The sequence below is a fragment of the Vibrio sp. JC009 genome, assembly GCF_029016485.1.
Lineage (GTDB): Bacteria > Pseudomonadota > Gammaproteobacteria > Enterobacterales > Vibrionaceae > Vibrio.
Map to the genome: position 1 here is coordinate 2,037,393 of NZ_CP092106.1, position 21,448 is coordinate 2,058,840.

Here is a 21,448-nt window from a genome sequence, read left to right on the forward strand (position 1 = left end):
GGGCTTTTTTTATGTCTCCCCCCCTTCCCCCTCTATTTAATAACGCATATTTGTAATAAAATCAGAGGTAGAAAAACTATTACGAGAGAAGTATATGTCTACAACTGGTCGTATTCATTCATTTGAATCCTGCGGAACCGTCGACGGGCCGGGTATCCGCTTTATCGTCTTTCTTCAGGGCTGCATGATGCGCTGCGCCTATTGCCATAACCGCGATACCTGGGATATGCATGACGGTAAGGTGGTAACCGTTGATGAGATCATTAATGACGCGAAGTCATACAAGCATTTTATGAATGCATCAGGCGGCGGTGTAACCTGCTCCGGTGGTGAAGCTATGCTTCAGCCTGAATTTGTGCGTGATTTTTTCCGTGCAGCCAAAGCAGAAGGCATGCATACCTGCCTGGATACCAACGGCTATATCCGTAAGCACACAGATGTGATTGATGAAGTGCTGGAAGTATCTGATCTGGTTATGCTGGATCTAAAGCATATGCGCGATGAAATCCACAAAGATTTTATCGGCGTATCCAATACCCGCGTACTGGACTTTGCCCGCTACCTGCAAAAAATCGGCAAAACCACCTGGATTCGTTACGTTGTTGTGCCTGGCTATACCGACAGCGAAGAAGATGCTCATCTTCTGGGCGAGTTCATCAAAGATATGGACAATGTAGAAAAAGTAGAACTGCTTCCATATCACAAGCTTGGCGCTCACAAGTGGGAAGCTCTGGGGCATGATTATCCGTTGGAAGATATCGAGCCACCTTCAAAAGAGACCATGGATAAAATTGTTAATGTGCTTAAGCAGTATGTTGATAATGTGAAGTACTAATTGAATTAACTCCTGAGAACCGAGGCAGTTGTCAGATATCGAACACAGACACACATAAACCCATCCATGGGGTTCGACCTTGCCTTCCATGGCAAGGACGGTCTGCTTATCGATATCTGACAACTGCCTCTCCCTCAACTCCTCCTAACTGACCTCCGATAGCACAGCGGACTCTCATTTGAATCCATAAATGTTGAGAATATGTTGCCGCTCTCCCAAATGCTGTTAATCTAAAGGAAAATAAAACAAACCCATCTTTGAGGTCAAAAAATGGAAATGACAAACGCTCAACGCCTTATCCTTTCAAACCAGTACTATCTGATGTCGCAAATGAACCCTGAAAATGCGGCTAAGTACAGAAGACTGCAAACCATTGTTGAACGTGGCTACGGGCTGCAGATGCGTGAACTGGACAAACAGTTTGGTGAAATCACTGAAGACGAGTGCCGCGAAATCATCAATATCATGGAGATGTTTCATGCCATGCAGGAATCTAACCGTATGCTTTCTGATGAAGAGCGAAGCAAGGTAGACCAGCGCCGCCTGCAGTTCCTTGGTTTTGATATCGCCAGCGAATCGCAGCTTGTTCACTATGTAAGATTTTTGGTTGATTCTGAAGGTTTGTATCCGCAATTTGACAAGGCAGATCACCACTTCAACTCACAAATGCCTATGCTGGATAAATACCGCCGTATGCTGACAACCTGGCGGAATTGCCCTAGACAGTATCACTTATCGGCAGCCGAGTTTGTGCAAATATTTAATGCATAACCCTCTTTCTCAGAGCCTGCAAATGCAGGCTCTTTTCTTGATATAAATCAAATCACACAACCCCCTGACCTTCCCTGTTTTACTTCTCTGCAAGCATAGATTCCACGAAATAAATCCATATTTTTTAAGCAAAACCTGAATAACGATCTAGGCTTAAGAGTGAATGATAAGTATTTTTTCGCCGTGATCAATGTGAAGGATTAGAGGGGTTTCGCGATGAGTATTTTTGACCATTATCAGGCACGCTACGAAGCAGCCAAGGATGAAGAACTTTCTTTGCAGGAGTTCTTAACTTTATGTCAGAAAGATAAGAGTGCATACGCAAATGCAGCAGAAAGGCTACTACTTGCCATTGGCGAACCTGAAACCATCGACACGGCCCAGGATCCACGATTAAGCCGTATATTCTCTAACCGTGTCATCTCAAGGTATAAAACCTTTGAAGACTTTTATGGCATGGAAGACTCCATCGAACAGATAGTTTCTTACCTGAAACATGCAGCACAAGGACTGGAAGAACGTAAGCAGATCCTTTACTTACTTGGCCCTGTGGGTGGCGGTAAATCGTCACTGGCAGAGAAACTGAAAGCTCTGATGGAAAAAATGCCTATTTTCGTACTCTCTGCAAACGGCGAGCGGAGCCCGGTTAACGACCATCCATTCTGTCTTTTTGACGCAACGGAAGACGCTGAATTACTGAAAAAAGAGTACGGTATTGAACGGCGCTACCTTCGCTCTATTATGTCCCCGTGGGCAGCGAAACGTCTGCATGAATTCGGTGGTGATATCACCAAATTTAAAGTGGTGAAAGTTCGTCCGTCGATTCTTGATCAGGTCGCTGTGGCGAAAACAGAGCCGGGTGACGAGAACAACCAGGATATTTCCTCACTGGTAGGTAAAGTGGATATCCGTCAGCTTGAGCATTTCTCTCAGGACGATCCGGACGCTTACGCCTATTCAGGCGCTCTGTGTAAAGCCAACCAGGGCATGATGGAGTTTGTGGAAATGTTTAAAGCGCCAATCAAGGTGCTGCACCCACTGCTGACTGCAACCCAGGAAGGCAACTACAACGGTACTGAAGGTCTTTCCGCATTGCCGTTTGACGGCATGATTCTGGCCCACTCCAACGAATCCGAGTGGCAGACATTCCGCAACAATAAAAACAACGAAGCCTTTTTAGACCGTGTTTATATTGTAAAAGTACCTTACTGTCTGCGCGTTTCTGAAGAAGTCCGGATCTACAAAAAACTGCTTGAACACAGTGAGCTGTCTAAGTCTCCTTGCGCGCCAAGTACTCTGGATATGCTGGCTCAGTTTAGTGTGCTTTCACGGATTAAAGATCCTGAAAACTCCTCCATCTTCTCCAAGATGCGGGTTTACGATGGTGAAACACTAAAAGATACCGATCCGAAAGCGAAAAGCTATCAGGAATACCGCGACTTTGCCGGTGTAGACGAAGGTATGTCCGGTCTGTCCACCCGCTTTGCGTTTAAGATTCTGTCCCGCGTATTTAACTTTGACCAGACCGAAGTGGCGGCCAACCCGGTTCATCTGTTCTACGTGATTGAGCAGCAGGTAGAGCGTGAGCAGTTCCCGCCGGAAATGGCAGAACGCTATCTGGAATTCCTGAAAGGCTACCTGGTACCTAAATACATAGAGTTTATCGGTAAAGAAATCCAGACCGCTTACTTAGAGTCCTACTCTGAGTATGGTCAGAATATCTTTGACCGCTATGTCACCTACGCTGACTTCTGGATTCAGGATCAGGAATACCGCGACCCTGAAACCGGCCAGCTGTTTGACCGCTCCGCATTGAATGCAGAGCTGGAAAAAATTGAAAAGCCAGCCGGTATCAGCAACCCGAAAGACTTCCGTAATGAGATTGTCAACTTCGTGCTGCGTGCTAAAGCCAGCAACAACGGTACTAACCCTGTCTGGACCAGTTACGAAAAACTTCGCACTGTGATCGAGAAGAAAATGTTCTCCAACACTGAAGAGCTGCTTCCTGTTATCTCATTTAATGCGAAGACTTCCACTGACGACCAGAAGAAGCACGACGACTTTGTCGCCCGTATGATGGAGAAAGGCTACACCAAGAAACAAGTCAGATTGTTGTCTGAGTGGTATTTACGCGTACGTAAATCCTCTTAACACATGAAACTTTTTGTGAGAGCAGGACGCTAGCGGCCACACCCGTGGCAGCTAGCGTTAACTCTGAGGTGTTTACAAGGAGTAACTCATGGCACAATTTATCGACAGAAGGCTGAACGGTAAAAACAAAAGCACCGTCAACCGGCAGCGCTTTTTAAGACGCCATAAAGAAGCCATCAAAGAATCGGTGGCAGATGCCGTTAACCGACGCTCGATCACAGATACGGATTCGGGCGAAGATATCGCTATCCCGCATAAAGACATCAAAGAGCCGTCATTTCATCAGGGTCAGGGCGGTAACCGCGAGCGCGTGCATCCGGGTAACGATCAGTTTATCACCGGTGACAAAATGGAACGCCCGAAAGGTGGCGGCGGAGGCGGTGGTGGCTCAGGTGAAGGGGAAGCCAGCCCGGACGGCGAAGGTCAGGACGAGTTTGTATTCCAGATTTCAAAAGATGAATATCTGGATATTCTGTTTGAAGACCTTGAGCTTCCTAATCTGCGTAAAAACCAGATCAATAAAATCACCGAGTGGAAAACCACCCGCGCCGGATACCAGACTGCCGGTATTCCTGCCAATATCGCCATTGTCCGCTCACTTCAGCAATCTCTTGCCCGCCGCACCGCAATGACAGCCGGAAAACGCAGAGCCCTGAAAGAGCTGGAGCAAGAACTGGAGCGCATCAAAGAAGGCGAACCGGCACAGCCTCTGGAAGAGAACCGAATCAAAGCTGAAATCGCAGAGCTTCGAGAAAAGATTCAGAAAGTGCCCTTTATCGACAGCTTTGATATGCGGTTTAAGAACTATGAAAAACGCCCTGTCCCATCCAGCCAGGCAGTGATGTTCTGTCTGATGGACGTTTCCGGCTCCATGGATCAGGCAACCAAAGATATTGCCAAGCGTTTCTACGTCCTGCTTTATATGTTCCTTAACCGAACCTATGAAAATGTCGATGTGGTCTTTATCCGCCACCACACTCAGGCCAAAGAGGTGGATGAGCAGGAGTTCTTCTACTCACAGGAGACCGGGGGAACCATAGTATCCAGTGCGCTTAAACTGATGAAAGATATTGTCGCCGACAGGTACCCTCAGGCGGAATGGAATATCTACGCCGCTCAGGCATCCGATGGCGATAACTGGGCAGACGATTCACCAAAATGCCGGGATCTGCTGCAGGAAAACCTGCTGCCGAGCTGCCAGTATTACTCTTACATCGAAATCACCCGCCGGACACATCAGACCCTGTGGCATGAGTATGAAAAGCTTCAGTCCCAATACGATAACTTCGCCATGAAACACATACGTGGAGTGGACGATATTTTCCCTGTATTCCGGGAACTGTTCCACAAAGAGTCAGATTAGGGAGAACTGCATGGCAACTGAGACCAAAAGCAAAGCTTTGCCGGACGGGCCTGACTGGACTTTCAGTATGCTGGAAGACTACCACCGGGAAATACGCCGAGTGGCGGAGCACTACCGTCTGGATACTTATCAGAACCAGATAGAAGTGATTACTTCCGAACAGATGATGGATGCCTACTCAAGCATCGGTATGCCGATCAATTACCATCACTGGTCATTCGGTAAGAAATTTATTCAGACAGAGCAGAACTATAAACAGGGCCAGATGGGACTGGCGTATGAAATCGTCATTAACTCCGATCCCTGTATCGCTTATCTGATGGAAGAAAACAGCGTCACTATGCAGGCGCTGGTTATTGCTCACGCCTCGTACGGGCATAACTCCTTCTTCAAAGGCAACTATCTGTTCCAGACCTGGACGGACGCCAGCTCTATCATCGACTACCTGATTTTTGCCCGTAACTATATCTCTGAGTGCGAAGAGAAACATGGCGAAGAGGAGGTAGAACAGATCCTGGACTCCTGTCATGCACTAATGAATTTTGGTGTGGACAGATATAAACGCCCGGAAAAGATTTCCATTGCCGAAGAGAAGATTCGTCAGGAGGAGCGCGAAAACTACCTGCAATCTCAGGTAAACGATTTATGGAGAACCGTTCCTAAGTCTAAGGAAAAGACCGAAGAAGAGAAAATGCGTTTTCCTCAGGAGCCTCAGGAAAACCTGCTCTACTTTATTGAAAAAAACGCCCCGCTTCTGGAGCCATGGCAACGCGAGATTGTCAGAATCGTACGTAAAGTCAGTCAGTACTTCTATCCGCAAAAGCAGACTCAGGTGATGAACGAAGGCTGGGCAACATTCTGGCACTACACCATTCTCAACCATCTTTACGATGAAGGTCTGGTGACCGACAAGTTTATTCTGGAATTTCTGCACAGCCATACCAATGTGGTGGCTCAGCCTCCGTATAACAGCCCTTACTACAGCGGTATCAACCCCTATGCGCTGGGCTTTGCTATGTTTCAGGATATCCGCCGTATCTGTGAAGAGCCCACCGATGAGGATAAAGAGTGGTTCCCGGATCTTGCGGGAAGCGACTGGCTGGATGCCCTGCACTTTGCCATGAATAACTTTAAGGACGAAAGCTTTATCTCTCAGTACCTTTCTCCAAAGCTGATCCGGGACTTTAAACTATTCTCTGTTCTGGATGACGACCGGAAAAACTACATTGAAGTGAATGCCATCCACGATGACCCGGGTTATCGGAAGATAAGAGAAACTCTGGCTTCTCAGTATAACCTGAGTAATCTGGAGCCCAATATCCAGGTCTGGAGTGTGGATGTGCGGGGTGATCGCTCAATAACCCTTCAGTATGTTCCACACAACCGGATTCCTTTAGATGACAGTTATCACGAAGTGTTAAAACACCTTCATCGTCTGTGGGGCTTTGAAGTGATTCTGGAGGAGATCACAGATACCGGCAGAAGAAATATTCTGGGCACCTGTCCAAAACGTGGCGTAACAACGCCGGAAAACTAAAACCTGCGCCTCCGTTCAGGGAGGCGCTATATTTTGAAGGATTTCTCATTATCATCTACGCTATTAAGTAATTAGATGATAAGAGGGGCAGCGTGTGCCGTTTATCAGCTGTACTCAACATCCTGCGCGATATGCACCATTTCTGAAAATAGTTCTGACACTTGCATTACTGGCCGTCAGCTCTGTCGCGATCGCCAAGGTCAGCCGGAGCGACCTGACTGCTGCGTATATTTTCCGTCTGTCCGAAAATATTCAGTGGTATCACGCTGCTGATATCTCCCGCTATCGCTTCCATCTTATCGATAGCAGCAAAGATATCTCTCAGTCACTGAAGCAGATTGCCCGAAAAAGCAAACTGCATGGTAAATCTTTCACTGTTACACATTCACGAACTTCTGACATACCAAAAGGCGTACATATTGTTTATCTCGCCCGCTCCAAAGCCAGCGAATTTAACCAGATACTCCGGCAGACAGAAGGAAAAAACATATTGCTGATCTCAGACCATATCAGCAATCAGCGCCAAATCATGATTAATCTGTTTGAGTCCGGCAGCAGCAGACTTAAATTTGAAATCAATAAAGCCAATATCCTCAATCAGAACCTGGGGGTTAACCCGGATATCATTCTGCTCGGAGGAACAGAGATCGATGTCGCTAAGCTATACCGTGAAGGACAAAATCAGTTAAGAAGCCTGGAAAGACAGGTAAGAGAGCTGGACTCAAGAAGGCAGAAGTTTCAGGAAAGCGCAGTAAAGTCAGAACGGGAAGCCGCCGCGCTTGCCCGCGAGCTGAAAAGCCAGAAAAAAGCCCTGCAAGCCGAACAGCAGAAATTAAAGCAGGCAGAAAGCCAGACCAAAGCACACCAGGCTGAGCTGGTACAACAAAGAAAGCTAATCGCTGAGCAGAAAAGTGCGGTGGACAAGGTTCGCGCTTCGCTGGAAAAAGCACAGGTGCAATACCAGCAACAGCAACAAAAGCTGGTCAGTCAGGAGCAGTTAATCACACAGCAAAATAGCACCATATTAAAAGAGCAGACACGCATTAAAGCTGCAGAGAAACAGACTCAGGCGCTGAAAGTCTTCATTATGAATCAGAAACAGCAGGTTGAAGCTAAACTGGCGAAATATGAAGAGCTGAACCAAAAAGTTGAGCAGCAGGAGCTGGCGCTTGTCAGTCAGCAAAGCAAGATACAGGAGAGAGCATCAACCATCCGCGAGCAGGATGAAACCATAGCCAGGCAGCTTCTGCTTTTAGATCAGCAAAGTGATGTAATAGGTACACAAAAGGACTACCTTCAGGCGATGGGGCTGGCATTTTTATTCGGCGCTCTGCTGGTCATAGTGATTCTGCTCAATATCCGCGCTAAGAAACGGATCAATACACGGCTAACTGAGCAAAATACCAAGCTGGAAGAGACCACTAGCCAGCTCTTTACAGCAAAAAAAGCCGCAGAAAAAGCCAACCGGGCCAAAACCGCCTTTCTGACTACCATGTCCCACGAGCTGAGAACGCCACTGAATGCCATACTGGGTTTTTCCCAGTTAATGCAGCGCGATCCCGCCATGCCGGCTTCTCAGAAAGAGAAGCTGCATATCATCAACAGCAGCGGCGAACACCTGCTTGGTCTGATCAATGATGTACTGGAAGTATCCAAAATAGAGGCCGGAAGAATCACCCTGAGTTCAGGCACCTTTGACCTGCACGCTCTGTTAACCGGCATCGAAGCCATTTTTAAGGGCCGGTTGGAAGATAAGGATGTGCAGCTTATCTTTGAGGAAGATGATGACCTTCCCCACTACATCACCACAGATCAGAGTAAAGTCAGGCAGGTACTGATCAACCTGTTAGGTAACGCGGTTAAATTTACCAGCAAAGGAAGCATCACACTAAAAGCCAGCATGCAGGGTATTGAGCATTCACAGGAAAATGAAACCAAGCTGCGCCTTGGCTTTGAAGTCACTGACACGGGTGTTGGTATTGCCCAAAACGATTACGACAAGATATTTGCCCCCTTTGAACAGGCAGAAGACGGTGCCCGCAAAGAAGGCAGCACAGGGCTCGGACTTTCTATCAGCAGACGCTATGCCCAGTTGATGGGTGGCGACCTTACCTTTGAAAGCGAGCCCGGTAAAGGATCCAGCTTCTATTTTGAAATTAATGCTGTTCAGGGAAAAAGTGAAGATGAAGAGAGCCGTCCGGTTCTGCCAACGGTTGTTTCACTGGCACCCAACCAGGAAGAAGTGCGCGCTCTTGTGGTGGATGACAACGACAGCAACCGCCTGCTTCTGAGCAAGATTCTCAGCAGTACCGGGTTTAAAGTGCGCGAAGCGGAGAACGGCAAAGTGGCCATGGATATATTCAGCCAGTGGCAACCCGATTTTCTGCTGCTTGATGTGAGAATGCCGGTGATGGACGGTGCCGAAGTGACCCGCCGGATCCGCGCAATGGAAACAGGCAAAGAGACGGTCATCATCATTGTTTCTGCCAGCGTGTTTGAAGAGCAGAAAACCCAGTTACTGGAACTGGGCGCCAATGCCTTTTTGCGAAAACCGGTGAGAGAAAACCTGCTGTTTACCGAGATCCGTCAGCAACTGGGAATTGAATATCTGTACAGAGAACACCCTGAAGAGCCACACCAGGATAAACTGAGCCGGGCAGAGCTTCAGGAGTTGCCGGAGTCACTACTAAAAGCACTTTCGGATGCGCTGACAGTAGGTGATATCGAAGAGCTGAAAGCGCTCTGCACCAGGGTTTCAGAGCACAACTCAACAACCGGTGAAGCGCTGCGGACACTGGTGGACCATTTTGACCTGAACCATATTCAGGAACTGCTTGATAAGCCTCAAAAGTAATTTAGGAAACAGGGATATGAGCATAGATGATAAAAGCACCGCCGTCGTACTGGTTGCCGATGACAACCCGCAAAACCTGCAGGTTGCCTCCTCCATGCTGACAGAGTGCGGATGGCAGGTCAGAGTCGCCATTGACGGTGAAGCGGCACTGAAAAGCATAGAGCTAAAAGCACCGGATCTTATCCTGCTGGATATTCATATGCCAAAACTCAACGGCTACGAAGTTTGTAAGGCGTTAAAGGAGAACCCGCAAACCCGCCACATCCCCATTATCTTCGCCACCGCCGTCTCCGAAGGCTTCAATAAATCAACCTGCTTTGAGATGGGCGCGGTTGATTACATCACCAAACCCATGCTGCTTGAAGAGCTGCGTAGCCGGATTGGTGTTCATCTTGAGCTGGCACATGCCAATAAGCTGATTGAGCAGAAAAATGCTGAGATAGCTAAGCTGCGTGCTTGTTAAAACTCATACCGCACACTCAAAGCCGCCGCTGCCGCTTCATTTCTGTATTGTCCCATCTGGATAAAGCGGTTGCGTTTATTCAGGTCCTCATCCAGCCAGCCCAGGACGTTATAAAAGTGCAGGCCCGCTTTTAGTTTGTCATTCACCTGATAGTTCAGGCCGGTGTTCAGGTAAACCGATTCTCTGAATGCTTTTTGCCTGCCGTCACTGATGGTACGGCCGTTAATCTGCAGGTTCTCCAGATTATATCTGGCGTAATCGGAAGCACCGGGAAATCCCCAGAATACCTGTAGAGACGAGTTCATTGTCAGCTCTGGCTTTATATACCAGCGCCAGTTCAGCTTGGTGATATGGGGGGACCAGTTGAGAAAATCATTGCCATAGCCATAGGGCTCGCTACTGATGTTCTGGTCGGTTTGACTGGAATCAGTCAGCTTCAGATCCAGCAGTTGGGTATAGGAATGAGAAAGATTCAGCTCGTGAGCCTGATAGTGGTACTGCAACTCCAGCTCGATACCGGCAGCATTGGCAACCCCTATCGGCCCCTCCCGTGCAAGCGAGGTGGAGTAGCCCAGCGCTTCCCAGTCGTAGTAAAACAGAGTGTAAGCGTACTCCAGAGCATCGCTGTGGGTGATTTCATGCTGTAGCTCTATCTGATCCAGCTCTTCCACTTCCGCAGCGTTTGTCAGATTTTGTGAAATAATTTGCTGCAAAGGTTCATCATCGGTTTTTCTCACCGAGCCGTTATAAATAAGCTTGATTCTCTGCTCATCGGAAGGAGTCCAGACCATGGCCAGTTTCGGTGAGGACATCCAGTCGGTATGAGTATGCTTATCCAGACGGCCACCGGCAAAGAATACCCAGCTGTCATTTAAGCGCCACTGATACTCGCCCAACAAACTGTAGGTATTGGTTGCCCAGGGCTCCCTTTCCGGACTGCCAACATAGGTGGTTAACCGGTAGTCCCCGATACCGAGGTGGTCCTCGCCAAAAATCTCACGGGAAAACTCGCCACCAAAGGCAAAGCTGTGTTCAACCGAGGGCGTCCACTTCATCAGGGCTCTTATATTGGCTTCTTCTTCGGGAAAATAGTAATCCACATCGTCCGAGTCATCGGTATAGCGATAGCGTTTCACCTCTGTGTAATCCAGACCACCAGACAGCTCAAGGCTGAGCGTATCGCTGTAGGCATGTTTATAGAACAGGTGGGTTGTTAGCTGGGTATAAGTCTGGAAATAATCCATCTTAAAAAAGTAAGGATTGCGGAATTCTATGCCGCCATAGGTATACCTGAGATAGGCATCGAGTTTATCGCTGCTGTATTCCAGATGGAGTTTATGCCGCAGATCTTTCGAGCCGTGTTGCGCCGGAAGATCGTAAACATAACCGGGCTGAATACTAAACCGGTCAAACTCATTACTGATATAACCGGGGGCTTCACTTCCGGATGCGCCGCGATAATCGTCCAGCCCGTAATAGAAAAACCAGCCCCGGTTTCCATCGGCCTGACGGCCCACTTTCAGCTCCATTGAACTGAAATCTTCCACCACGCCTTTACGCACGGCAACGCTGGTACCATCAAAGGTTCTGGCACTCTGAGTACGTATGTCAATCACACCGGCAATGGCACCGGAGCCATATAATGCCGAGCCAGGTCCGCGTATTACATCAATATACTCTATATCCCCCAGCATAGAGATATAGCGCTCGGTAATCACGCCATACACTGCCCTGTGGTTCATCACCCTTCCGTTTACCAGCAGTATCATCTTGTTATCCAGATCAGAAATAATACCGCGTATCCCCATATGCTGCCCGGCGCCATGGTGCTCTAATACAGCCAGGTTCGGCACATAATATTCCAGCAGCTCATCCAGGCTGCGGGCTCCGGAAAGCTCAATCATCTCTTTTGAAATACGGGTGACACTGGCGGGCACTTTTTGCTTTTCCGTTGAGGTCAGCGTGGCTGATGAGACTACCCTAAGCTTAGTCAGCTCTTCAAGGCTCATCCCTAACAGCTGCTCAATATCAGCAGCATAGGTATTGTGAATAGATAATGCGAAACAAAGCGCAGCATAAGTCCGGAAACGCATTCCCTTACATCCTGACTAAAAATCATACTGTAAGTAAAGTGCACCCCCATGCATCCTTCAACTCTAAACGGGATTTTATTGATAATTTACCACATTATAGTTAGCTGAATTTGTTATATTTCATCAAATTAGTTCTACCTAATCCAAAGTGGCAACATAGCTACAAACCCGGCTAAACTCATCCAGAACATCTCCAGTCAAAATAGCCGCTTTACCGACATCCCTGCTCTTTGCCACCAGTTCAAGCTGCAGGCACAGTCCTGACAGATTTTCTGCGCCTACGGCTTTGCTGGAAGATTTCAGCTTGTGCATCAATTGTACCACTTTAACCATATCCTCTTCTTCGGCTGCGCTTTTTGCAGCTTCAAAGGTGTCTTTACTGTCATTGGCAAACTTATTGAGAAAGTAATGCTGGGTCTCTTTGTCATCGCCTAAAAACCGCGCCAGAAGCTCAAAATCGATAATATCACTTTTGCTCTCTGACGGTTTTTCCGGCTCAGTACAACCACTCAAGGTGCAACATTTTTCTATCGGCAGCCATCTGTCGATGGACTCCTTCAGTTTGGCAAGCTCTACCGGTTTTGCCAGATATCCGTCCATTCCCGCCAGCAGGCAGCGCTCTGCTTCCCCCTGCATGGCATTGGCGGTAATGGCAACAATCGGGGTTCTTGATGCGCCGTGCAGCTCCCGCTCTCTTATGGCAGCGGTGAGCTGAAATCCATCTATCCGGGGCATATGGCAATCGGTCAACAACAGGCCATAGTGGCGTTTTTTCATCATCTCCAGTGCCATTTCACCATCGTCTGCAACCTCAGCGGCATAGCCAAGAAAGTTCAGCTGGCGTTTGATCACTTCCTGATTAACCAGATTGTCTTCTGCAATCAGGATCAGGCAGCCTTCGGATTCCGCTTGGCTGATTTCCGGAATCGTCCGCGTCGGATCAATCAGCAGTTTTTCTTTCTCAGTGGCCGAAGCGATTCGTCCGGTTGCAATGGCCAGTGCTTTATGAAGCTCCTCTGGCCTGAACGGATTTGCATCCACCAGAACGCAGGCAGGGAATTTTTCCTTATCCATCTGCTCCGCTGCCGAAGCTAAAACCACACACCGGCTGGCGGGATAGCGCGTCTGATATTTTTTCACTAAGACAATTTTTTCATCCGTGCTCCGGTAATCAGTAATTAGAACCAGCTCAATAGCCTGCTCTGGATCTTCAACGTTTTCCGGCAAATCATCTGCGAAAATCACTCTGGCTCCCAGCGCGCTGAGATCATCAGCTAAGAAATCTTTCAGGTTCAAATCTGTACTATCCAGCAGCAGGTTACAGCCATCCAGCAACAGTTCGGTATCCGGCAAGTAAGCCACCTGTTCACAGGGAAGATTAACAATAAACCGGGAGCCACTTCCCTCTTCACTGACACAACTTATTTCACCGCCCATCATCCCGATAAGGCGCACACAGATAGAAAGCCCTAATCCGGTTCCCCCGTAGCGTCTGTGGGTGCTGCTGTCAGCCTGTACAAACGGCTGGAACAGCGTTTTTAACTGCTCCGGACTGATCCCAATGCCATTGTCTTCCACCTCCAAAACCAGTTGCCGCAGACTGTCGGCTTTAAAGTTAAGGCGGATAACAATTACGCCTTCCTTCTCACCGGTTGATTCAGTAAATTTAATCGCATTGCTGAGTAAATTAAGCAAAAGCTGGCGAAGTCTTTCCTGGTCACCATGCACCCGCTCCGGAACCGCCGGGTCGACCAGACAATAGAGCCTGAGATCCCGGCTTTTCAATTCGCCGGAAACCATCTCTGCCGCACCATCAATGACACTGCGCCAGGCTACCGGGATGGATTCCAGTTTCATCCGTCCGGCTTCTATCTTAGAAAAATCCAAGATGTCATTGATGATATTTAGCAGAGACATAGAAGACATTTTGGCAATATGCGCCAGCCTTACCTGTTCGCGATCCAGATTGGTCTGATTAAGAAGATCAATAATGCCCACTACCCCGTTCATCGGCGTTCTGATCTCATGACTCATCATGGCAAGAAATGATGATTTGGCTTTGTTTGCCGATTCTGCCTGCTCCTTCGCTTTGATTAGCTGCTCGCGGAGCTTACGCTGCTCGGTGACATCTTCTTCAATGGCAACATAACGGGTAAATGCGCCTTCTGTTCCCCTTACCGGAGAGATAACCGCCAGCACCCAGTAAAGCTCCCCGTTCTTTTTCTTGTTACAAAGCTCACCCCGCCAGACATTTCCCGAGCTGATTGTCTGCCAGAGTTCAGCATAGAATTCATTCTGATGCTCACCACTTTTAAACAGGCTCGGCCTTTCGCCGATAATCTCCAGCATGGGATAGCCGCTGACTTCCGCGGTGGACTGGTTGGCATACTGAATATACCCGTCCAGATCGGTAGTAAAGATTGAGGTACGGCTCTGCTCCACAGCAGCCTGCAAATTACGCAGCTCTCTTGCCTGATGGGCCAGCTTAAGGTGAACACCGATACGCGCTTTTAACTCTTCCAGCTGAAATGGCTTGGTAATGTAATCCACCGCGCCCAGTTCAAAGGCTTTCACCTTACTGAACTGTTCATTCATAGCAGAGAGGAAAATCACCGGAATATCTTTGGATTTATCGCTGGATTTAAGACGCTCACAGGCCTGGTAGCCATCAATGCCCGGCATATGCACATCAAGAAGAATAAGGTCTGGAAGTTTGAGTGCTACACTCTGCAGCAGCATTTCGCCATCCCTTGCCAGCCGGACTTCACAGCCAAGTTCTTGTAGCATTGACTCCAGCACCTTTAAGTTAGAGGGGTCATCATCCGCCGCCAGAATCGACGCACCTCTGAGGTCATGTTCAATTAACATCTTCGCCTCCATGCCTTTTGCTTAATTATAGACGTCTATAATTAACCCAAGGTCCAACCTGAAATGTGCAGGCTTGCTATGAAATCTGAACACCCCAAAGAAATGGCTCAGGATACCAGCCGGTTAACCAGAAAAACGGCGCATGATTTACGTAATCCGCTGAATACTATCCTCGGCTTTTCTCAGATGCTGATGCTAAAAGAACAGGATGACGAGAAACTTCGCCACCTTGAGGCCATTCAGTTGGCCGGTAATAATCTGCTCAAGCTAATCGACCAACTAGCAGGCAAGGGCAGTAATGAAGCCCCCCTGCAGGAAGGCACCTCTGACAATAGCGACGTAATTCAGCCCCCTACAGACTCAGTATCAGAAATACCTTCAGACATACGCAAGGAAATTCACGAGGCCATCGTCATCGGGGATTTCTCTCATCTCCGGACATTAATTGATCAGCTGGATACCAAACATCAGCAAATAGCACACACCCTTAACACACTGGCCGAACAGTACGATCAAGCCAGGCTTCTGGAGCTGTTCAAATAAAAACTAAGTTAAGCAAAGCGTGTACTGCTACACTCTAATAAAAACGGAAGTTGGCCTTGTTTTAGTACAAGGAGATACAGAATGCCAGACAACATAGCTCAGCTACCTCTGACAGCTATCGTCATTGATGACGATGATTTTATCTTGCAGCAGACCGCCGTTATTCTGAAACAGCTCGGGATTAAAGAGGTAACCGGGTGCATAGACGGCGAGCAGGCTCTAAGTCATATTGATTCAGAAATGACTTTCGATATCGCCATCATTGATCTGAACATGCCGGTTATGGATGGCATCGAAGTGTTAAGAAACCTGGCCGAAAGGGATTACTCCGGCGCAATTATTCTGCTTAGCGGGGAGGATGAACGCATTCTGCGTACTGCCCAGAATCTGGCCAATGCGCATAAACTCAAAGTCATCGGAGCCATCGCCAAACCACTCTGTCTTGAATCGTTGCAAAACCAGCTTAAGGCGTACCGGCCTCCACAAACATTCTCCAGCAGAAAAACCGATTTCCCCGATACCTATGACGAACTGAGCATAGGTCTGGAGCAGCAGGAAATTATTCCTTACTTTCAGCCCCAGGTCAGAGTCTCAGATAAATCCGTTGCATCGGTGGAAATTCTTGCCCGCTGGATGCATCCGGAATCCGGCCTGGTTCCTCCGGGAATTTTTATTCCTATTGCCGAAGAGCACGGCATTATTGATCTGCTAACCGAACAGGTATTAAAGCAGGCGCTTGCGGTATACAGCCAGTGGCGAAAAGCGGGTTATGATTTCACAATGGGAATGAACCTGTCGGCGGACAGCCTGGATATAATGGACCTTCCTGAAAAAATCGCCGCAATGTGCGAAGAACACGAGGTGCCCTGTGAATCTCTGGTGCTGGAGATCACCGAAGGACGGGTAATTCATAGTCAGATCACATCGTTAGATGTTCTGACCCGGTTACGCCTGAAGGGCTTTAAACTCTCCATCGATGATTTCGGCACTCACTACTCGAATATGGCTCAGCTCAACAATATTCCTTTTACTGAACTGAAAATTGACCGGGAATTTGTTCATAAGGCGGCGGATAACCCGGCGACCAGCGCCATTTTAGAAACCAGTATTCAACTGGCTAAAAAGCTGAATATGACCACGGTAGCGGAAGGTGTAGAAGATCAGGCAGACTGGGACCATGTGGCCTCAACCGGATGTGATTTAGTTCAGGGGTATTTTATTGCCAGACCAGCCTCAGCCGAAGATATCACCAGCTGGCTTAAACAACGGTGAATCAGTGTATACTTAACAAATACCACGCAAGACCAAAGGAAGTAACTCATGTTTGCGTCTACCCGATATTTAACTAAATTTGTTAGCGGACTACTGTCACTACTCTTCTTGATGACCAGTTTTTCAACGGTTGCGGCCTATGAACGAAACAAAGCCGTCCCGGTAGAAAAGGTCGTCTATGGCCAGGTAGAGTCCATCCGGTATATAACCCGGAAGCAGTTGATAGAAGACCGAAATAGGGGCTGGAAAACCTTTGGTGGTGCCGTTGCGGGAGGCGTTATCGGACATCAGTTTGGCGGAGGTTCTGGTCAGGATATCGCAACCGTCCTTGGAGCTTTACTGGGTGGTGCCGCAGCCAGTAAACACGGGAACTCAACACACATTCAGCAATACCAGCTTATTGAAATGCTGATCAATTTAAATGATGGCAGCCAGATAATGGTCCTTCAGGATATTGACCCACGTATGCCTTTAACTGCGGGTGATGAGGTGCGTGTTGTATACCTGGCAACCGGGTATGTTCGTGTGGATATTGCTATGTAATGCTTCAGGACTGAAAGATATTTTTTCCCAGACTTATCGCACACCTGAATAATTACGCAAAACTCTCGTTCCCATGGTCCTCCGTGGGAATGCATATCAGACTCAAAATCACCAGCCGGGTATAAACTTTCTCAGAACTTATTTTCTTTGCTTTTAGTATATTGCGTGGACATATTCAGCCGCGGTATGCATTCCCACGCTGGAGCATGGGAACGAGGGTGTGGTGAGTAATTTGACGTTTTTATTGCATAAAGAAAGCATATTATTTCAAATGGTAACGCTCGCTTTGTCCACTTTCGTTCACGAACGGCATCACTTAAAGTGGCGCCATTTTGCTATTTGGGGAAAGGTAGAAACCCTCCCTGCCTCCCCTTCGATGTTGCTTCCTCACAAATCCGACCTTATGAGGTTAAGGGGAGGGGTATTCTTTGTCCCATTAAACTTGTGTATAAAGTTAAAGCCCTTTGTCAGCAACAACCTTACGCACCAGCTCCAGATCTTCCGGTGTATCCACGCCAGCTGCCGGGGCTTCTTTTGCTACTTCGACATGGATTTTCTCGCCATACCAAAGCACGCGTAGCTGCTCTAAAGACTCAATTTTTTCCAGCACGCTAGGCTGCCAGTTTACATAGGTATTGATAAAACCGGCGCGGTATGCATAGATGCCGATATGACGCATCAGTGGCTGTGCGATGGTTTTCTCTTCCGCTGCAAAGTTGTCGCGATCCCATGGAATCGTGGCACGGCTAAAGTAAAGCGCGTAACCATCTTTATCGGTAACCACCTTAACCGCATTCGGGTTAAAGGCTTCTGCTTCGTCGTGAATCTCAACCGCCAGTGTCGCCATTGGCGCGCTGCTGTTTGCAATATTGTCAGCTACCTGGCGGATAATCGACGGCGGGATCAAAGGCTCGTCACCCTGAACATTGACAATAATATGTTCATCGGACAGACCAAGCTTTTCAACCACTTCAGCCAGACGCTCAGTGCCTGACTGGTGGTCTGGCGAAGTCATGCAAACTTCGCCGCCAAAGGCAAGTACAGCCTGCTCCACTCTTTCATCATCAGTCGCGACAATCACCTGATCAGCGCCTGATTTCAGTGACTGCTCGTAAACCCACTGAATCATCGGCTTATCACCAATCATCGCCAGAGGTTTTGCAGGCAGACGGGTTGACTGATAACGGGCTGGTATTACAACGGTAAATGACATTATCTTCCCTCATCCATTGATATGCTTCTGGCCTCTGACTCCAGCAGTACAGGAATCCCCTCGCGGATAGGATACGCCAGTCGATCCAGTTTACAGATAAGTTCCTGTTTCTCTCTGTCATAAGTAAGCTTTCCCTTACAGACAGGACAAGCTACGATTTCAAGCAGACGGTGATCCATAATCTTTCCTAACTTCATTTATTCTTTTGATAATCTGCTGCTCATCCTCTGGATTAAAGCAGGCAGTGACAGGTAAGTGCCACCAGTTTTCTTCCGCAAACCTGTCGCACTTCACCGCATCCTTTTCCGTCATAATGACGTTGTCGCCAAGCTTTTGCAATTGCTCAAGCTCAGCCTGATTAAAATCTTTGTGGTCGGCAAATCCCTGAGTTTTAACCAGATCGGCACCCAGTGACTCCAGTGTTTTGAAAAAACGAGGCGGGTGACCAATTCCTGCAAAAGCAACCACTCTTCCCAGCTCAGTCACCAGCTTTTTTTCACCCGTAAGCAGATTAACCGCCATTGCCGGTTCAAGCCGCATCGGGAACTCTCCCTGGTGCGCTTCACCGCCATTGGTAATAATAAAGTCCACCTGGTTTAAACGCTCAAGCCCTTCTCTTAAAGGCCCAAGGGGAATATAACTCTGATTGCCAAAACGTCTCTGGCCATCCACAACGATAAACTCTATATCCCTTTGCAGGGCATAATGCTGAAGTCCGTCGTCAGTCACAATAATATCCACACCGACATCAGCATCAAGCAAGGCTTTCACCGCATTTGAGCGAACGGGATCCACCGCAACCGGCGCATTGGTCCGGAGGAAAATCAGCTTTGGTTCATCACCACACTGTTTTACTGAGGTATCGGAATCAAGAACCAGCGGATAGCTCTCTGCTTTACCACCGTAACCGCGTGAAACGACTCCGGGCTTGTAGCCCATCTGCTGCAGCTTCTCCACCAGCCAGATAACTACCGGAGTTTTTCCATTGCCGCCTGCGGTAATATTGCCAACGACAATAACGGGAACCGGAGCCCGGTAGCTCTTCTTGTCCCCGCTCAGATATTTACTGCGCTTTGACCGGCTAACGGACTTATAGATAAGACTGAGCGGCCACAACAGTGGCCACATAAGTTTTCCAAGAATATGGTTCTGAAACCAGATTTTCTCAACCATTCAGACTATTCACCAAACTGGATTCTGTGCAGCTGTGCATAAGCGCCATCTCTTTCAATCAGCTCTTTATGGGAGCCACGTTCGATGATTTCGCCCTCATCCACCACAAGGATTTGATCAGCCTGCTCAATCGTTGACAGACGGTGCGCGATAACAAGCACGGTTTTATCTTTCTGCAACTCGTCCAGAGCCGCCTGAATCGCTCTTTCCGATTCAGTATCCAGAGCCGATGTAGCCTCATCCAGAATAAGTACCGGCGCATCACGCAGCAGCGCACGAGCAATCGCGATACGCTGTCTCTGACCACCAGAAAGATTCGCGCCATTTTCGCCGATGATGGTATCAAGCCCGTCATCCATGTTTTCAATAAAGTCCATGGCGTAGGCAAGGCGTGCAGCCTCTTCTATCTGTTCTCGGCTGTAATCTTCTGTTGCGGCATAGGCAATATTATTCGCGATAGTGTCATTAAACAGATGAACGTTTTGCGAAACCAGAGCGAAATGCGTTCGCAGATTCTCCAACTGGTACTCTTTAATATCGTGCCCGTCCAGGCAAATTGAACCGCTGTCCACATCATAGAAACGGGTAAACAGGTTGGCGATGGTACTTTTACCAGAGCCGGAGCGTCCAACCAGAGCAACCGTCTTGCCAACCGGAATATCAAAGCTCACCTCGTTCAGAGCGGGTTTGTCTTTGCCCTGATAAGTAAAGGTGACATCCTGAACCTTAATTTCACCCTTAGCACGTTCGGCTGAGTATGTTCCCTTGTTCTCTTCTGTCTCCAGATCCATTAGTGAGAACAGAGTCTGGCTTGCAGCCATACCTCTCTGGAACTGAGAAGTCACGTTTGTCAGAGCACGCAGTGGGCGCATCAGACCAAACATAGCAGAGAATACTACGGTAAATGTCCCCGGAGTCAGTTCACTTCGGATGGAATCAATGCTGGCAAGATAAAGCACAACAACAATCGCAATAGAGGCAATCAGCTGAATAATAGGGTTAGCTGCAGCCTGCGCTGAAACCAGCTTCATGGACTGCTGACGCATACGGTTACTGACGTTGTCGAACCTTTCGCGTTCCACTTCCTGACCGCCGTAACTGAGCACGACTTTGTGCCCTTTCAGCATCTGCTCAGCAGAAGAAGATACGCTTCCCATTGCTGTCTGCATGTTTTTCGAGATTTTTCTGAAACGCTTAGAGACAAAGGTGATACCCCAGGCAACAACCGGAGCAACAGCAAACAGAACCAGAGAGAGCTGCCAGCTGTTCCAGAACATCAGAATAAGAAGACCAATAATACTGGCGCCTTCTCTTACTATGCTAACCAAGGCACCACTGGTTGCAGAAGCCACCTGCTCAGAGTCGTAGGTGATACGGGACAAGAGTGCGCCCGTTGACTCTTTGTCAAAAAACGCCACCGGCATATGCATAAAATGAGCAAAAATCCGGCGTCGCATTATCATAACAACCTGACCCGAAACCCAGCTCAGGCAGTAGGTTGAAATAAAGCCACTGATCCCACGGATAAGCATCATGACAAAAATGATCACTGGCAGATATTTAAGAAAGTCAGAATCCACACTGCCAAATCCTTCATCAAGAAGCGGTTTAAGCAGGGAAATCATATAGGTATCGGATGCTGCGTTGATGACCAGCGCAATGATAGCGACAATTAATCCGCTTTTGTACAGACGGATAATTTGCCAGAGTCGCTGAAATGATTGCCAGGTTGAGGCGTCGTCATGATTTGTAGACATAGAAATGCAATA

The 21,448-nt window shown here is 48.1% G+C and carries 16 protein-coding genes; 10 read left to right on the forward strand and 6 right to left on the reverse strand.

Annotated elements, in window-relative coordinates; all coding sequences use genetic code 11:
• Positions 1–94: 94 nt before the first annotated feature.
• The 7 genes from pflA (at position 95) to L3Q72_RS09075 (ending at position 9,974) form a co-directional block, all read left to right on the forward strand.
• Positions 95–835 carry a pyruvate formate lyase 1-activating protein gene (gene pflA, locus L3Q72_RS09045; RefSeq protein WP_275129622.1) on the forward strand — a complete coding sequence of 247 codons (741 nt, stop codon included), beginning with the start codon at positions 95–97 and terminating at the stop codon, positions 833–835.
• A gap of 270 nt (positions 836–1,105) precedes the next feature.
• Positions 1,106–1,606, forward strand: a complete 501-nt coding sequence (locus L3Q72_RS09050) for a YfbU family protein (protein ID WP_275129623.1) — start codon at positions 1,106–1,108, stop codon at positions 1,604–1,606.
• 216 nt (positions 1,607–1,822) lie between these two features.
• A complete protein-coding gene (locus L3Q72_RS09055) occupies positions 1,823–3,757 on the forward strand; it encodes a PrkA family serine protein kinase (protein ID WP_275129624.1) in 1,935 nt (644 codons plus the stop codon).
• Between the two features lie 88 nt (positions 3,758–3,845).
• Positions 3,846–5,120, forward strand: a complete 1,275-nt coding sequence (locus L3Q72_RS09060; RefSeq protein WP_275129625.1) for a YeaH/YhbH family protein — start codon at positions 3,846–3,848, stop codon at positions 5,118–5,120.
• 10 nt (positions 5,121–5,130) lie between these two features.
• Positions 5,131–6,657 carry a SpoVR family protein gene (locus tag L3Q72_RS09065; protein WP_275129626.1) on the forward strand — a complete coding sequence of 509 codons (1,527 nt, stop codon included), beginning with the start codon at positions 5,131–5,133 and terminating at the stop codon, positions 6,655–6,657.
• Between the two features lie 94 nt (positions 6,658–6,751).
• Complete coding sequence (locus L3Q72_RS09070; RefSeq protein WP_275129627.1) at positions 6,752–9,511, forward strand: YfiR/HmsC family protein; 2,760 nt, start codon at positions 6,752–6,754, stop codon at positions 9,509–9,511.
• A 16-nt stretch (positions 9,512–9,527) separates the two neighbouring features.
• Entirely contained in the window at positions 9,528–9,974 is a 447-nt protein-coding gene (locus tag L3Q72_RS09075) for a response regulator (RefSeq protein ID WP_275129628.1), read from the forward strand.
• On the opposite strand, the gene L3Q72_RS09080 is transcribed toward L3Q72_RS09075, so the two are convergent.
• Entirely contained in the window at positions 9,971–12,067 is a 2,097-nt protein-coding gene (locus L3Q72_RS09080) for a TonB-dependent receptor plug domain-containing protein (protein ID WP_275129629.1), read from the reverse strand. The two genes, L3Q72_RS09075 and L3Q72_RS09080, sit on opposite strands and share 4 nt — an antisense overlap.
• A gap of 138 nt (positions 12,068–12,205) precedes the next feature.
• Entirely contained in the window at positions 12,206–14,935 is a 2,730-nt protein-coding gene (locus L3Q72_RS09085) for a response regulator (RefSeq protein WP_275129630.1), read from the reverse strand.
• Between the two features lie 78 nt (positions 14,936–15,013).
• On the opposite strand from L3Q72_RS09085, the gene L3Q72_RS09090 reads away from it, so the two are divergent.
• The 3 genes from L3Q72_RS09090 (at position 15,014) to L3Q72_RS09100 (ending at position 17,293) form a co-directional block, all read left to right on the forward strand.
• Positions 15,014–15,478, forward strand: coding sequence for a histidine kinase dimerization/phospho-acceptor domain-containing protein (locus tag L3Q72_RS09090; RefSeq protein WP_275129631.1), 465 nt, complete (start codon positions 15,014–15,016; stop codon positions 15,476–15,478).
• Positions 15,479–15,559: 81 nt separating this feature from the next.
• The gene (locus L3Q72_RS09095) at positions 15,560–16,750 is read left to right on the forward strand and encodes an EAL domain-containing response regulator (RefSeq protein WP_275129632.1); all 1,191 of its coding nucleotides are present in this window, start codon (positions 15,560–15,562) and stop codon (positions 16,748–16,750) included.
• Between the two features lie 48 nt (positions 16,751–16,798).
• The gene (locus L3Q72_RS09100; protein WP_275129633.1) at positions 16,799–17,293 is read left to right on the forward strand and encodes a glycine zipper 2TM domain-containing protein; all 495 of its coding nucleotides are present in this window, start codon (positions 16,799–16,801) and stop codon (positions 17,291–17,293) included.
• A gap of 454 nt (positions 17,294–17,747) precedes the next feature.
• Here the strand turns inward: L3Q72_RS09100 and kdsB are convergent, their stop codons facing one another.
• From kdsB to msbA, 4 genes are read right to left on the reverse strand one after another with little or no spacing between them, the layout of a single operon-like run.
• Complete coding sequence (gene kdsB, locus L3Q72_RS09105) at positions 17,748–18,506, reverse strand: 3-deoxy-manno-octulosonate cytidylyltransferase (protein ID WP_275129634.1); 759 nt, start codon at positions 18,504–18,506, stop codon at positions 17,748–17,750.
• Positions 18,506–18,685 carry a Trm112 family protein gene (locus tag L3Q72_RS09110; RefSeq protein WP_275129635.1) on the reverse strand — a complete coding sequence of 60 codons (180 nt, stop codon included), beginning with the start codon at positions 18,683–18,685 and terminating at the stop codon, positions 18,506–18,508. The genes kdsB and L3Q72_RS09110 overlap by 1 nt, the downstream gene beginning before the upstream one ends.
• Complete coding sequence (lpxK, locus tag L3Q72_RS09115) at positions 18,666–19,679, reverse strand: tetraacyldisaccharide 4'-kinase (RefSeq protein WP_275129636.1); 1,014 nt, start codon at positions 19,677–19,679, stop codon at positions 18,666–18,668. The genes L3Q72_RS09110 and lpxK overlap by 20 nt, the downstream gene beginning before the upstream one ends.
• Before the next feature lie 5 nt (positions 19,680–19,684).
• On the reverse strand, positions 19,685–21,436 hold the full coding sequence (gene msbA, locus L3Q72_RS09120; protein ID WP_275129637.1) for a lipid A ABC transporter ATP-binding protein/permease MsbA: 1,752 nt from the start codon (positions 21,434–21,436) through the stop codon (positions 19,685–19,687).
• Positions 21,437–21,448: the final 12 nt, after the last annotated feature.